Below are 13179 nucleotides of genomic sequence, written 5' to 3'. Positions count from 1 at the left end.
TGCTCAGCCCTCCTGCGCGGCAGGAGCGTCCTGCGTCGGCGCACGGAAGGCGGCCGGGAAGGGAACGCCCTCCGGCAGCTTCTTCTTCACGGCGTCCTTGACCAGGATGTAACCGCCTTCGGAGCCGGGGACGGCGCCGCGGACGAGGATCAGGCCGCGCTCGACATCGACCGAGACGACCTTCAGGTTCTGGGTGGTGACCTGCTCAACGCCCAGGTGACCCGCCATCTTCTTGTTCTTGAAGGTGCGGCCGGGATCCTGGCGCTGACCGGTCGAACCGTGCGAACGGTGCGACACGGACACACCGTGCGTGGCGCGAAGGCCGCCGAAGTTCCAGCGCTTCATGCCACCGGCGAAGCCCTTACCGATGGTCGTCCCGGTGACGTCCACGAACTGGCCAGCGACGAAGTGATCGACGGTGATCTCCGCACCGACCTCGACCAGGGCGTCCGGGGTCACCCGGAACTCCACGGTCTTCTTCTTCGGCTCCACCTTCGCCTTGGCGAAGTGGCCGCGCTCAGCCTTCGTGACGTTCTTCACCTTGGCCTTGCCCACGCCGATTTCCAGGGCGGTGTACCCGTCCCGGTCTTCGGTCTTGTGGGAGACGACCTGGCAATTGTCGACTTTCAGCACAGTCACCGGCACGTGCTCACCCTCATCCGTGAAGATGCGGGTCATGCCGAGCTTCTGCGCGATCAAACCGGATCGCATTTTAGTCTCTTCTCCTAACAGGGGACATCCTCAGGGGGAGAGGTCCCACAACTCAAACTTACAGCTTAATCTCGACGTCGACGCCGGCGGCCAGGTCGAGCTTCATCAGCGCGTCCACGGTCTGCGGGGTCGGATCGACGATGTCCAGCAGGCGCTTGTGGGTACGGATCTCGAACTGCTCACGCGACTTCTTGTCGATGTGCGGGCTGCGGTTCACCGTGAACTTCTCGACCTGGGTCGGAAGGGGGATCGGACCGCGCACCCGGGCACCGGTCCGCTTGGCCGTATTCACGATCTCGCTGGTCGACTGGTCGAGCACGCGATGATCGAACGCCTTCAGGCGGATCCGGATATTCTGGCTTTCCATCGTCCTAAACCTTGGTTGGAAGCGGTGCCGAATAGCATCGGCACCGCACACCGTCAATCAAATCAGTTGGTACTTATCAGGCGATGATCTTCGCGACCACGCCGGCGCCGACGGTGCGACCGCCCTCGCGGATGGCGAAGCGCAGGCCTTCGTCCATGGCGATCGGGGCGATCAGCTCCACGGTCACCTGCACGTTGTCGCCCGGCATCACCATCTCGGTGCCTTCCGGCAGCGAGACCATGCCCGTCACGTCCGTGGTGCGGAAGTAGAACTGGGGACGGTAGTTGGTGAAGAACGGGGTGTGACGGCCGCCTTCTTCCTTCGTCAGGATGTAGGCTTCGGCCACGAACTTGGTGTGCGGCGTGATCGAGCCGGGCTTGGCCAGGACCTGGCCGCGCTCGACGTCCTCACGCTTCGTGCCGCGCAGCAGCGCGCCGATGTTGTCGCCAGCCTGGCCCTGGTCCAGCAGCTTGCGGAACATCTCAACGCCGGTCACGGTCGTCTTGACCGTCGCCTTCAGGCCGACGATCTCGATTTCCTCGCCCACCTTCACGATGCCGCGCTCGACACGGCCGGTCACCACGGTGCCGCGGCCCGAGATCGAGAACACGTCTTCGATCGGCATCAGGAAGGGCTTGTCAACCGGACGCTCCGGCTGCGGGATGTAGGCGTCGACCTGCTTCATCAGCTCCAGGATGGCGTCATGGCCGATCTCGGGGCTGCGGTTCTCCAGCGCGCACAGGGCGGAGCCCTTCACGATCGGAATGTCGTCGCCAGGGAAGTCGTAGCTGCTCAGCAGCTCGCGCACTTCCAGCTCCACCAGCTCCAAGAGCTCGGGGTCGTCGACCATGTCGACCTTGTTCATGAACACCACCAGAGCCGGCACGCCGACCTGACGGGCCAGCAGGATGTGCTCGCGGGTCTGCGGCATCGGGCCGTCGGCGGCGGACACGACCAGGATCGCGCCGTCCATCTGCGCGGCGCCGGTGATCATGTTCTTCACATAGTCGGCGTGGCCGGGGCAGTCGACGTGGGCATAGTGACGGTTGGCCGTCTCGTACTCGACGTGCGCCGTCGAGATCGTGATGCCGCGCGCCTTCTCTTCCGGCGCCTTGTCGATCTGGTCGTACGCGGTGAACGTCGCGCCACCGGTTTCAGCCAGCACCTTCGTGATCGCAGCCGTCAGCGACGTCTTGCCATGGTCAACGTGACCAATGGTGCCGATGTTGCAGTGCGGCTTGGTGCGCTCGAATTTCGCCTTCGCCATGGTTACTCTTCCTTCTCTTGACTTCTGCCTGATCAGGCCATCTTGGCGCGAACGACATCCGCGATGGCAGCCGGCACCGGCTCATAATGGTCAAACTGCATCGAGTACTGCGCCCGGCCCTGGCTCATCGAGCGCAGGTTGTTCACATACCCAAACATGTTGGCCAGCGGGACCCTGGCAATGATGACGCGCGCATTGCCCCGCTGATCCATTCCTGTCACCTGTCCCCGGCGGCTGTTCAGATCGCCGATGACATCACCCATGTAGTCGTCGGGGGTGACCACCTCGACCGCCATCACCGGTTCCAAGAGAACGGGCTTGGCTTTCGCCATCCCTTCCTTGAACGCGGCGCGAGCGGCCTGCTCAAACACCTCGACGGAGCTGTCGACGTCGTGGAAGCCACCGTCGACCAGCTCTACCTTCAGATCGATCACCGGGAACCCGGCGATCACCCCGCTGTCCTTGGCGGCATCGACGCCGTTCTGGACCCCGTGGGCGAATTCCTTGGGCAGATGGCTGCCCGCCTTGTTTTCGAACCGGAACCCGCTGCCGGGCTCGGACGGCTCGAAGGACAGCGTCACCTGGGCGTACTGCCCCATGGCGCCAACCTGCCGCTTCAGCGTGTGGGCCGCCTCCGCCTTCTGGGCGATGGTCTCCCGGTACGCCACCTGCGGCGCGCCGACGTCGGCTTCCACCCGGTATTCCCGGCGCATGCGATCGACGATGATCTCCAGGTGCAACTCGCCCATGCCGCCGATGACGGTTTGCCCCGTCTCGGAGTCACGGCCGACGCGGAAGGAGGGATCCTCCGACGCCAGTCGCTGCAACGCCATCGCCATCCGGTCGTGGTCAGCCTGGGTCTTAGGCTCGACCACCACCTCGATCACCGGCTCCGGGAACTCCATGCGTTCCAGCACCAGGGGCGCTTCCGGATCGCATAGGGTTTCACCCGTCGTCGTGTTCCGCAGCCCCGCCAGGGCGACGATGTCGCCCGCGCAGGCCGCCTCGATCTCTTCCCGGGTGTTGGCGTGCATCAGCAACATCTTGCCGACGCTCTCCTTCTCACCCTTGCTCGCGTTCAGCACGCGATCGCCGACCGCCATCCGCCCCGAATAAATCCGGACGAAGGTGAGCGCGCCGACGAAAGGATCGTTCATCACCTTGAACGCCAAGCCGGCGAAGGGCGCCGCGTCGTCCGTCCGCCGGCTGGCCGGTTCCCCGTCCAGCGTCACGCCGGCGACATCGGCGATGTCGAGCGGCGAGGGCAGAAAGTCGACAACGGCGTCCAGCATCGGCTGAACGCCCTTGTTCTTGAAGGCCGAGCCGCACAGCACCGGAACCAGGCGCAGCGCGATCGTCCCCTTGCGGATCAGCGCCTTGAGCGCCGCCTCGTCGGGTTCCTCACCCTCGAGGTAGCGCTCCGTGGCGGCCTCATCCATTTCCACCGCCTGTTCGACCAGACGAGCGCGGTATTCGCTCGCCTGCGCGGCCAGGGCGGCCGGAATTTCCATCTCGAAGAACTCGGCGCCCAGCGTCTCTTCTTTCCAGACGATGGCCTTGTTCTTCACCAGGTCGACGACGCCGGAGAAGCCGGCTTCCGTCTTGATGGGAAGCTGCAGGACCGCCGCGTTGGCGCCCAGCCGCTCCCGGATCATCTGGACGGTGCCGAAGAAGTCGGCGCCGACCCGGTCCATCTTGTTCACGAAACACATGCGCGGCACACGGTATTTGTCCGCCTGCCGCCACACGGTTTCCGACTGGGGCTCGACCCCGGCCACGGCGTCGAACAGCGCCACCGCACCATCCAACACCCGCAAGGACCGCTCGACCTCAATGGTGAAGTCGACATGCCCGGGGGTATCGATGATGTTCACCCGATGGTCACGCCAAAAGCAGGTCGTGGCCGCCGAAGTGATGGTGATGCCGCGCTCCTGCTCCTGCTCCATCCAGTCCATCGCGGCGGTGCCCTCGTGGACCTCGCCCATGCGATAGGACTTGCCGGTGTAGTACAGGATCCGCTCGGTCGTCGTCGTCTTGCCGGCATCAATGTGGGCACAGATGCCGATGTTCCGGTAACGGTCGAGAGGATGGGAGCGCGCCATGATTCCTTAAGGCCTAAGCTGGTCCCAGCCTTACCACCGGTAGTGCGAGAAGGCCTTGTTGGCCTCCGCCATACGGTGGGTGTCTTCACGCTTCTTCACGGCAACGCCGCGCTGGTTGGCCGCGTCCAGCAGCTCACCCGACAGGCGCTCGGTCATCGTGTTCTCCGACCGGCCGCGGGCGGCGGCGATCAGCCAACGGATGGCCAGGGCCTGGGCGCGGTCCTGACGGACCTCAACCGGCACCTGGTACGTCGCACCGCCGACGCGGCGGGAACGCACTTCCAGGTAGGGACGGACGTTGTTCAGGGCATCGTGGAACAGCTGAATGGGATCAGCCTTCACCTTGCCCTCGATACGCTCCAAAGCGCCGTACACGATCTGCTCGGCGACGGACTTCTTACCGTCGTACATCAGGCAGTTCATGAACTTCGTCAGCACGGTATCGCCGTACTTGGCATCCGGCAGGACTTCACGCTTCTCGGCGCGACGACGACGGGACATGAGATAACTCCTTACTTCGGACGCTTGGCGCCGTACTTGGACCGACGCTGGCGACGGTCCTTCACGCCCTGGGTATCCAACGAACCGCGGATGATGTGATAGCGCACGCCGGGAAGGTCCTTCACACGGCCGCCGCGGATCATCACCACGGAGTGTTCCTGCAGGTTGTGACCCTCGCCGGGGATGTAGCTGATGACCTCGTGGCCGTTGGTCAGCCGCACGCGGGCGACCTTACGCAGCGCCGAGTTCGGCTTCTTCGGGGTGGTCGTGTAGACGCGCGTGCAGACACCGCGCTTCTGGGGGCATTCCTGCAACGCCGGGACCTTGTCCCGCTCCGGCACGCCCTCACGGGACTTGCGGATCAACTGGTTGATCGTCGGCATCTACCGCTCTCGGTTCACAGTTCCAACAACAAGGCACCCAAACGCATGCCCAGAACGACGAAAGTCCCGTCACGAAGCACTGACTGGCTCCGCGCGGGCCTTGCAAACGCCGTCCGAACAAGGACTCGGGTGCGGCTATACAGATTTTCGAGGGGGTCTTTTTGAGAGACAGCGTCTAGCCCGCAAGGGCGGCCTACAGCCTGCCCCTCGAAAAATGTGGGCGGACTATATGGAGGTCGGCCCCGCCCGTCAAGCGCCCTGGAGTCAAAAATCCAGGGTAAGCCGTGCGTCCAGAACAGGGGGCGGCCCCACAATTGCGGGCCCCTCCCCTGCGCGCCTGGCACGCCCGTCACAGATCGCGGGGGATGGGCAAAAGGGCCGGCTGCCGCTATATACCCGGGCCAGACGAGCGCCCGCGTCCACGACGATGCCGCTCACCTTATAGTATAGTGCAAGCGCGCCTTCGAGGGGGACTTGTCGCCGACCGCATGCGGCGCGGGTTCCATCGTGGGCGCCCTTTGGGATTCCCGAGCGCCGCCATGAGCAAGCCCACCCTCATCACCTCCAACGCCTCCCCTTCCGGCGCCGCCCCCATTGGCGCGCCCAAGGTCGGCATCGTCAGCCTGGGCTGTCCCAAGGCCCTGGTCGACAGCGAGCGCATCCTGACCAAGCTGCGCTCGGAAGGGTATGAGGTGTCGCCCAGCTATGACGACGCCGACGTGGTGCTGGTCAACACCTGCGGCTTCCTGGACAGCGCCAAGCAGGAAAGCCTGGACGCCATCGGCGAGGCCATGCGCGAGAACGGCCGCGTCATCGTCACCGGCTGCATGGGCGTGGAAGAGGGCCGCATCCGCGAGATGTACCCCAACGTCCTGGCCGTCACCGGTCCCCACCAGTACGAGCAGGTGGTGTCGGCGGTGCACGACCACCTGCCGCCAGTGCACAACCCCTACACCGACCTGGTGCCGCCCGAGGGCCTGCGCCTGACGCCGCGCCATTACGCCTATCTGAAGATTTCCGAGGGCTGCAACCACCGCTGCAGCTTCTGCATCATCCCCTCGCTGCGCGGCGACCTGGCCAGCCGGCCGGCCGGCAACGTGTTGCGCGAGGCGGAGCGCCTGGTGAACGCCGGCGTGCGCGAGCTGATGGTGATCTCGCAGGACACCAGCGCCTACGGCCTGGACCTGCGCCACGCCGAGAGCGACTTCAAGGGCCGCAAGGTCCGCGCCCACATGACCGACCTGGCCCGCGAGCTGGGTGGTCTGGGCGCCTGGGTGCGCCTGCACTACGTCTACCCCTACCCGCATGTGGACGAGGTCATCCCCCTGATGGCGGAAGGCCTGGTGCTGCCCTATCTGGACATCCCCTTCCAGCACGCCAGCCCCAACGTGCTGAAGGCCATGAAGCGGCCGGCCAACCAGGAAAAGGTGCTGGACCGGATTCGAGGCTGGCGCGACATCTGCCCCGACCTCACCATCCGCTCCACCTTCATCGTCGGCTTCCCCGGCGAGACCGAGCAGGATTTCCAGTTCCTGCTGGACTGGCTGTCGGAGGCAAAGATCGACCGGCTGGGCTGCTTCAAGTATGAGGCCGTGGACGGCGCCCCCGCCAACGCCCTGGACGGCGCCGTGCCGGATGAGGTGAAGGAGGAGCGCTGGAACCGCCTGATGGCCCATCAGCAAGCCATCAGCGAGGAGCGCATGCAGGCCAAGGTGGGCCGCACCATCGACGTCATCATCGACGAGGTCGACGAGGAAGGCGCCATCGGCCGGTCCGCCGCCGACGCCCCGGAGATCGACGGCAGCGTCTTCCTGAACGGCGACACCAGCGTGGCGGTGGGCGACATCGTCCAGGTGACGGTGGAGCACGCCGAGGAATACGACCTGTGGGGCACCCGCGTGGACGCTTAAGTTCCGGGCCCTATTCCGTCCCCGCCATGAAGGGTTCGGCCAGCGATGGCCGGACCCTTTCGTCTTCGGTAAGCCGGAGCCAGGGGCAAGCCGTCAGCCACCCGACGCCCCATATCCAATATCCAACTTTCGTCAACGCCCCCACCCAGGGTCTTGGATTCCCGGGCGGTGCCCCCGTATGCTCTCGCCCCAAGCGGCGCTATCGCGGGGTAACCGCCGGCGACACGACCAAGACAATGGGGATTCGCACTTATGGGAGCCAGACTACGCACAGGGACCACGGCGCTGATCGCCGCGGCCCTCGCGCTCGATGTCGGGGCCGCGACGGTGGGGCAGGCCAAGGACGCCGCCCCGGTAACGCCCGAGGCCCTGTCGGCCCACGTCAAGATCCTCGCCTCCGACGACTTCCAGGGCCGCAAGCCCGGAACCGTGGGCGAGGAGAAGACCATCGCCTACATCCAGGAGCAGTTCAAAAAGATCGGGCTGAAACCCGCGGCCGGCGCCAAGGGCTACCTGCAGGACGTGCCCATGACCGAGGTCACCAGCAAGGCCGATGGCCCCATGGTGTTCACGGCCACGGGCAAGGACGGCCAGGCCAAGAGCCTGTCGTACGAGTACTTCAGCCAGATGATCGTCTGGAACCGGCAGCGCACCACCCATGCCGAGGTCAAGGACAGCGACCTGGTGTTCGTCGGCTACGGCATCACGGCGCCGGAATTCGGCTGGGACGACTATGCCGGCGTGGACGTGAAGGGCAAGACGGTGGTCATCCTGGTGAACGACCCGGGCTTCGCCACCGGCGACCCCGCCCTGTTCGGCGGTGGGGCCATGACCTGGTATGGCCGCTGGCCTTACAAGTATGAGGAAGCGGCCCGCCATGGCGCGGCCGCCGCCATCATCGTGCATGAGACGCGCGCCGCCGGTTACCCTTGGGGCGTGGTCGCCAACAGCAACAGCGTGCCCAAGCTGACCCTGATGCCCGCCGATGGCGGGCTGCAGAGCCGGTCGGCCGTGGAAGGCTGGGTGCAGTTGGACGTGGCCAAGGAGCTGTTCGCGGCCGCCGGCCTGGACTACGGCACGCTGAAGGACAGCGCCGCCCGGCGCGGCTTCAAGGCCGTGCCCATGAACGCCAAGATGTCGGTGGGCATCACCCCCGTGGTGCGCGACGTCGTCTCGCACAACGTGGTCGGCATCGTTCCCGGCACCAAGCGCCCGGACGAGGTGGTGCTGGTGGGCGCGCACTGGGACCACCTGGGCGTGGGCCCGGCGGTCAACGGCGACACCATCTACAACGGCGCGCTGGACAACGCCACGGGCGTCGCCGGCCTGATCGAGATGGCCAAGCGCTACACCCACGGTCCCAAGCCGGACCGCACCCTGCTGTTCATCGCCTACACGGCGGAGGAACAGGGCCTGCTGGGCTCGGAATACTATGCCCAGCACCCGCTGTACCCGGCGGGCAAGACGGTGGCCGGCTTCAACATGGACGGCCTGGGCGTGCTGGGCCCCGTGCATGATGTGGTCCTGGTCGGCGGCAAGAAGTCCGACCTGGAGGAACGGCTGAAGGCCTGGACCGACGCCCACGGCATGGTCGTGAACCCCGAACCCTTCCCCGAGCGCGGCTATTACTACCGCTCCGACCATTTCAACCTGGCCAAGGTCGGCATCCCCGTCATCGACGCCGGCATGGGCATCGACAGCGTGGAGCACGGCGCGGAGTGGGGCAAGGCGAAGGAGGAGGAGTACACGCGCCTGCACTACCACCAGCCGTCCGACGAATGGTCGCCGGCCATGGACCTGCGCGGCGGCGCCCTTCAAGTCAACATGTGGTACGACATCAGCCGCGACCTGGCGTCCAGCGACGCCTGGCCCCAGTGGTACGACAAGGCCGAGTTCAAGGCCGCCCGGGACAAGTCCCAGGGCAAATGAGCGTGTGGCCGCCGGTACCCTGGCAGAAGGGATCCGGCGGCCCATTTTCCGTCGGGGAGGCGGCCGCCCGGTCGCAACCCCGCCGACACCCATGACCCCAGGCAGGGGGCATGGGCGGTTTGAGGGACGCCAATGGACACGCCCCGCATAAGATAAGGAACGCAAGCACCCCATGCGACCCCACAACAGACGCGCCCGCCTGCTGAAAGGCACGGCGGCGCTGGCCCTCGCCGCGACGATGGCCCTGCCGGCGCTGGCGGCCGACAAGGTCACGAAGGACGTGGCCCCGGTGACGGCCCAGGCCCTGTCCGAGCATATCCGCATCCTGGCGTCCGATGAGTTCCAGGGCCGCAAGCCCGGCACGGTGGGCGAGGACAAGGCCATCGCCTACATCCAGGACCAGTTCAAGAAGATCGGCCTGAAGCCGGCGGTGGACGGCGGCTACCTGCAGGATGTGCCGCTGACGGAGATCGTCAGCAAGGCCGACGGCCCCATGGTCATCACCGGCCCCAAGGCGGAACCGCTGTCGCTGAACTATTTCAGCGACATGATCGTCTGGACCCGCCAGCGCACGCCCCATGTCCAGGTCAAGGACAACGACATGGTGTTCGTGGGCTACGGCATAACGGCGCCGGAATTCGGCTGGGACGATTATGCCGGCGTCGACGTGCGCGGCAAGACGGTGGTCATCCTGGTGAACGACCCCGGCTACGCCACCGGCGACGCCACGCTGTTCGGCGGCGGCGCCATGACCTGGTACGGCCGCTGGGTCTACAAGTTCGAGGAAGCGGCCCGGCACGGCGCCACCGCCGCCATCATCGTGCATGAGACGCGCGCCGCGGGCTATCCCTGGGGCGTGGTCGCCAACGGCGGCAGCATCCCCAAGCTGAGCCTCATGCCGGCCGACGGCGGGCTGAAGACCCGCTCCGCCGTGGAAGGCTGGATGCAGCTGGACCAGGCCAAGGCCGTGTTCCAGGCCGCTGGCCTGGATTTCAACACGCTGAAGGACAGCGCCGCGCGGCGCGGCTTCAAGGCCGTACCCCTGCCCCTGAAGATGTCGGTCGGCATCACGCCGACGGAGCGTGACGTCATCTCCCACAACGTCATCGGCACCATCCCGGGCGCCAAGCACCCGGATGAGATGGTGCTGGTCGGCGCGCACTGGGACCATCTGGGCATCGGCCCGGCCATCAACGGCGACACCATCTACCACGGCGCCATGGACAACGCCTCCGGCGTCGCCGGCCTGATCGAGCTGGCCAAGCGCTACACCAAGGGCCCCAAGCCCGACCGCACCCTGCTGTTCATCGCCTACACGGCGGAGGAGCAAGGCCTGTTAGGGTCCGAGTATTATGCCCAGCATCCCCTGTTCGCGCCCAACAAGACGGTCGCGGGCTTCAACATGGACATGCTGAGCAGCGTCGGCCTGACCCGCGACGTCGTGCTGGTGGGCGGGCGCAAGTCCGACCTGGAGGACAGGCTGAAGGCCTGGACCGACGCCCATATGATGGCCCTGAACCAGGAGCCCTTCCCCGAGCGCGGCTACTACTACCGCTCCGACCACTTCAACCTGGCCAAGATCGGCATCCCGGTGATCTACGCCCACAGCGGCATCGACAGCGTGGCGAACGGCGCCGAGTGGGGCAAGACCAAGGAGGACGAGTTCACCCGCCTCCACTACCATCAGCCCTCCGACAAATGGTCGCCGGACCTGGACCTCAGCGGCGGCGCCATGGAGGTCAACATGATCTATGACCTCAGCCGCCCGCTGGCCTTCGGCACCGACTGGCCGAAATGGTACGACAAGGCAGAGTTCAAGGCCGCCCGCGACAAGTCGATGGGCAAGTAAGACAAAAGGGGCCGTCCCGGCGGGGGGCGGCCTCTTTTCCTGTGCGCCATCCCACGCCGGGCGCGGGACAGGATTTCCCAGGTTCAATCCAGACGTGGCGCCAGCCCGGCCACCTGGGCCGTGATCTGGAAGGATCGCCGGCGGGCGGCATGGTCGTGGATGGCGGCGGTCACCATGATCTCATCCGCCCCTGTCTGTCGCAGGATGGCGTCGAGGCCGTGGCGCACCGTCTCCGGCCCGCCGACCACGGAATAGCGCAGCGCCCGGTCGGCCCAGGCGCGTTCCTCCGGGCTCCACTGCACGCCCGGCTGGGGCGGCCGCAGGGGGCCGGGGTTGCCCCGGGCCAAGGCCACGAACCGATCCTGCAGGGATGTGAACAGCACCTCCGCCTCCTGGTCCGTGTCGGCGGCGAAGACATTGATACCGACCATGGCGTGCGGCTTGGGATTGGCCGCGGTGGGCTTGTAGTACTGGCGGTAGACGTGCAGCGCCTCCAGCAACTGGTCGGGCGCGAAGTGGGAGGCGAAGGCGTAGGGCAGACCCAGTTCCGCCGCCAGCCGGGCGCCGAAGGTGCTGGACCCCAGAATCCAGAGCGGCACGTCCAAGCCGGCGCCGGGCACGGCCCGCACCGCCTGCCCGGGCTGCGCCGGGCGGAAATAGGCCTGCAGTTCCTGCACGTCGCGGGGGAAGTTGTCGCCGTTGTCCGAGCGGTCGCGCCGCAATGCCCAGGCGGTACGCTGGTCGCTGCCCGGCGCGCGGCCCAGGCCCAGGTCGATGCGGCCGGGATAGAGGGATTCCAGCGTGCCGAACTGTTCCGCGATCACCAGTGGAGCATGGTTGGGCAGCATGATGCCGCCGGCGCCCACGCGGATGCTCTTGGTGCCGCCGGCGATATAACCGATGACCACCGAGGTGGCGGCGCTGGCGATGCCCGTCATGTTGTGATGCTCCGCCACCCAGAAGCGGCGGTAGCCCAGGGCCTCGGCATGGCGGGCCAGGTCCAGCGTGTTGCGCAGGGCCTGGGCGGCGGTGCCGCCCTCGACGATGGGGGAAAGGTCGAGGACGGACAGGGGAATGGGAAGCGACACGGGGGGACCGGCCTTTCTTCGAACCGCGACGGAACTGCCAGAGCTTACCTAAGCATGTCCGCGCGACTTTTCGAGGTGAGGCCGGTCACAGGCCGCCCCGCCCCCGGCACTCACGGGGCGGTCACCGCTTCCACCGCCACCTTGAACGCCGCCAGTTCCAGGGCGTCCAGGTCACCGTCCCACAGCGACTGGCGCAGGTGGCCGCCGTCGTTGACCAGGCGGTCGGACCCCACGACCACGCTGGCGGCCTTCAGCCCCATCAGGGTGGCCAAGGTGAAGAACGGCCCCTCCTCCATCTCCACGAAAGTGGGCTTGTCCGGGCCTTTGATGGCCAGCAGGTCGCGCAGGATGCTGCCCGGCTGGAAATAGTAGATGGGCATGGTGTAGCCGACGCCCCGGGCGCTGGGTAGGCCGGAACGGGCGGCGGCGGCGCGCACCCGGGCGGTGAATTCCCGGTCCGGCCGCGCCACCTGCTCCCGCGCGTCGGGCGCCAGCAGGAAGGCGCCGCCGTCGCGGTAGGAACCGTCCGACACGATGATCTGGCCATAGGGCACGTCCGGCGACAACAGGCCCGCCGTGCCGACATGGATGATTCGGCGCGCCCCCAGGGCCTGCAACTCCGCCACCTGGGTGGTGATGCCGCCGGCGCCGGGTAGGCCGCGCGCCACGACGAAGGGCGCGGTGCCTGCCTTGCGCACCACCCACAGGTCGGTGGGGTCGGTGAAGCCGTAGGACAGGTGGGTGTAGCTGCCCTGGAACCCCGCCTGGTCCAGGTAGGTTTCCACGTCCACCCGGTGCAGCACGATGGCGTCGGCGGGGAAATCGTCCAGCTCGCCATGCACGAAGCGGTTCTTGCGCAGCCAGTCGACCTCATCGGCCGGGGTGTTCAGCCGTTCCTGATGACCGTGGCGGGCATAGCCGTCCAGCGCCCGGTAAGGGGCCTCGGCGGCTGGCATCGGCCCCGCCATCCCAACCATCACCAGGCCCACAACCAACGCCGCGATCCCTTTCGCCATGCCCCGTCCCCCTTCGTGGTCTTGATGGCTAAAGGGTCCGCAAAAACAAAGGGCTG

11 protein-coding genes are annotated in these 13179 nt (G+C 66.7%); 3 read left to right on the top strand and 8 right to left on the bottom strand.

Going from position 1 to position 13179, the window contains the following annotated elements; genetic code table 11:
- Positions 1–3: 3 nt before the first annotated feature.
- From rplC to rpsL, 6 genes are all read right to left on the bottom strand, one after another.
- A complete protein-coding gene (gene rplC, locus UAJ10_RS15740) occupies positions 4–711 on the bottom strand; it encodes a 50S ribosomal protein L3 (RefSeq protein WP_040848410.1) in 708 nt (235 codons plus the stop codon).
- Positions 712–769: 58 nt separating this feature from the next.
- Positions 770–1078, bottom strand: a complete 309-nt coding sequence (rpsJ, locus tag UAJ10_RS15735) for a 30S ribosomal protein S10 (RefSeq protein WP_040848411.1) — start codon at positions 1076–1078, stop codon at positions 770–772.
- Positions 1079–1154: 76 nt separating this feature from the next.
- Positions 1155–2345, bottom strand: a complete 1191-nt coding sequence (tuf, locus tag UAJ10_RS15730; RefSeq protein WP_322916196.1) for an elongation factor Tu — start codon at positions 2343–2345, stop codon at positions 1155–1157.
- A 32-nt stretch (positions 2346–2377) separates the two neighbouring features.
- Positions 2378–4447 carry an elongation factor G gene (fusA, locus tag UAJ10_RS15725; RefSeq protein WP_322916195.1) on the bottom strand — a complete coding sequence of 690 codons (2070 nt, stop codon included), beginning with the start codon at positions 4445–4447 and terminating at the stop codon, positions 2378–2380.
- Between the two features lie 30 nt (positions 4448–4477).
- Entirely contained in the window at positions 4478–4948 is a 471-nt protein-coding gene (gene rpsG / locus UAJ10_RS15720) for a 30S ribosomal protein S7 (protein ID WP_088871760.1), read from the bottom strand.
- Between the two features lie 11 nt (positions 4949–4959).
- Positions 4960–5331 (bottom strand): 30S ribosomal protein S12, encoded by a 372-nt coding sequence (gene rpsL / locus UAJ10_RS15715; RefSeq protein WP_004274236.1) that lies wholly within the window; start codon positions 5329–5331, stop codon positions 4960–4962.
- A gap of 539 nt (positions 5332–5870) precedes the next feature.
- Here rpsL and rimO point away from each other — a divergent pair.
- From rimO to UAJ10_RS15700, 3 genes are all read left to right on the top strand, one after another.
- Positions 5871–7241 (top strand): 30S ribosomal protein S12 methylthiotransferase RimO, encoded by a 1371-nt coding sequence (rimO, locus tag UAJ10_RS15710; RefSeq protein WP_416235371.1) that lies wholly within the window; start codon positions 5871–5873, stop codon positions 7239–7241.
- Between the two features lie 252 nt (positions 7242–7493).
- Entirely contained in the window at positions 7494–9170 is a 1677-nt protein-coding gene (locus UAJ10_RS15705; RefSeq protein ID WP_322916194.1) for a M28 family peptidase, read from the top strand.
- A 172-nt stretch (positions 9171–9342) separates the two neighbouring features.
- On the top strand, positions 9343–11019 hold the full coding sequence (locus tag UAJ10_RS15700; RefSeq protein ID WP_322916193.1) for a M28 family metallopeptidase: 1677 nt from the start codon (positions 9343–9345) through the stop codon (positions 11017–11019).
- Between the two features lie 83 nt (positions 11020–11102).
- Here the strand turns inward: UAJ10_RS15700 and UAJ10_RS15695 are convergent, their stop codons facing one another.
- Both UAJ10_RS15695 and UAJ10_RS15690 read right to left on the bottom strand, forming a co-directional pair.
- Positions 11103–12107: an LLM class flavin-dependent oxidoreductase gene (locus UAJ10_RS15695; RefSeq protein ID WP_322916192.1), complete on the bottom strand. Its 1005-nt coding sequence runs from the start codon at positions 12105–12107 to the stop codon at positions 11103–11105.
- Positions 12108–12217: 110 nt separating this feature from the next.
- Positions 12218–13123 (bottom strand): phosphorylase family protein, encoded by a 906-nt coding sequence (locus tag UAJ10_RS15690; protein ID WP_322916191.1) that lies wholly within the window; start codon positions 13121–13123, stop codon positions 12218–12220.
- Between the last annotated feature and the right edge of the window lie 56 nt (positions 13124–13179).

The organism is Nitrospirillum guaranorum (assembly GCF_034653275.1).
Taxonomy (GTDB): Bacteria; Pseudomonadota; Alphaproteobacteria; order Azospirillales; family Azospirillaceae; genus Nitrospirillum.
Note: the sequence above shows the minus strand (reverse complement) of the source record. Positions and strands in the feature narration are given on the sequence as shown.

Coding starts and splice junctions, on each gene's coding strand:
- rplC (WP_040848410.1), bottom strand. CDS start 711: ATGCGATCCGGTTTGATCGCGCAGAAGCTCGGCATGACCCGCATCTTC.
- rpsJ (WP_040848411.1), bottom strand. CDS start 1,078: ATGGAAAGCCAGAATATCCGGATCCGCCTGAAGGCGTTCGATCATCGC.
- tuf (WP_322916196.1), bottom strand. CDS start 2,345: ATGGCGAAGGCGAAATTCGAGCGCACCAAGCCGCACTGCAACATCGGC.
- fusA (WP_322916195.1), bottom strand. CDS start 4,447: ATGGCGCGCTCCCATCCTCTCGACCGTTACCGGAACATCGGCATCTGT.
- rpsG (WP_088871760.1), bottom strand. CDS start 4,948: ATGTCCCGTCGTCGTCGCGCCGAGAAGCGTGAAGTCCTGCCGGATGCC.
- rpsL (WP_004274236.1), bottom strand. CDS start 5,331: ATGCCGACGATCAACCAGTTGATCCGCAAGTCCCGTGAGGGCGTGCCG.
- rimO (WP_416235371.1), top strand. CDS start 5,871: ATGAGCAAGCCCACCCTCATCACCTCCAACGCCTCCCCTTCCGGCGCC.
- UAJ10_RS15705 (WP_322916194.1), top strand. CDS start 7,494: ATGGGAGCCAGACTACGCACAGGGACCACGGCGCTGATCGCCGCGGCC.
- UAJ10_RS15700 (WP_322916193.1), top strand. CDS start 9,343: ATGCGACCCCACAACAGACGCGCCCGCCTGCTGAAAGGCACGGCGGCG.
- UAJ10_RS15690 (WP_322916191.1), bottom strand. CDS start 13,123: ATGGCGAAAGGGATCGCGGCGTTGGTTGTGGGCCTGGTGATGGTTGGG.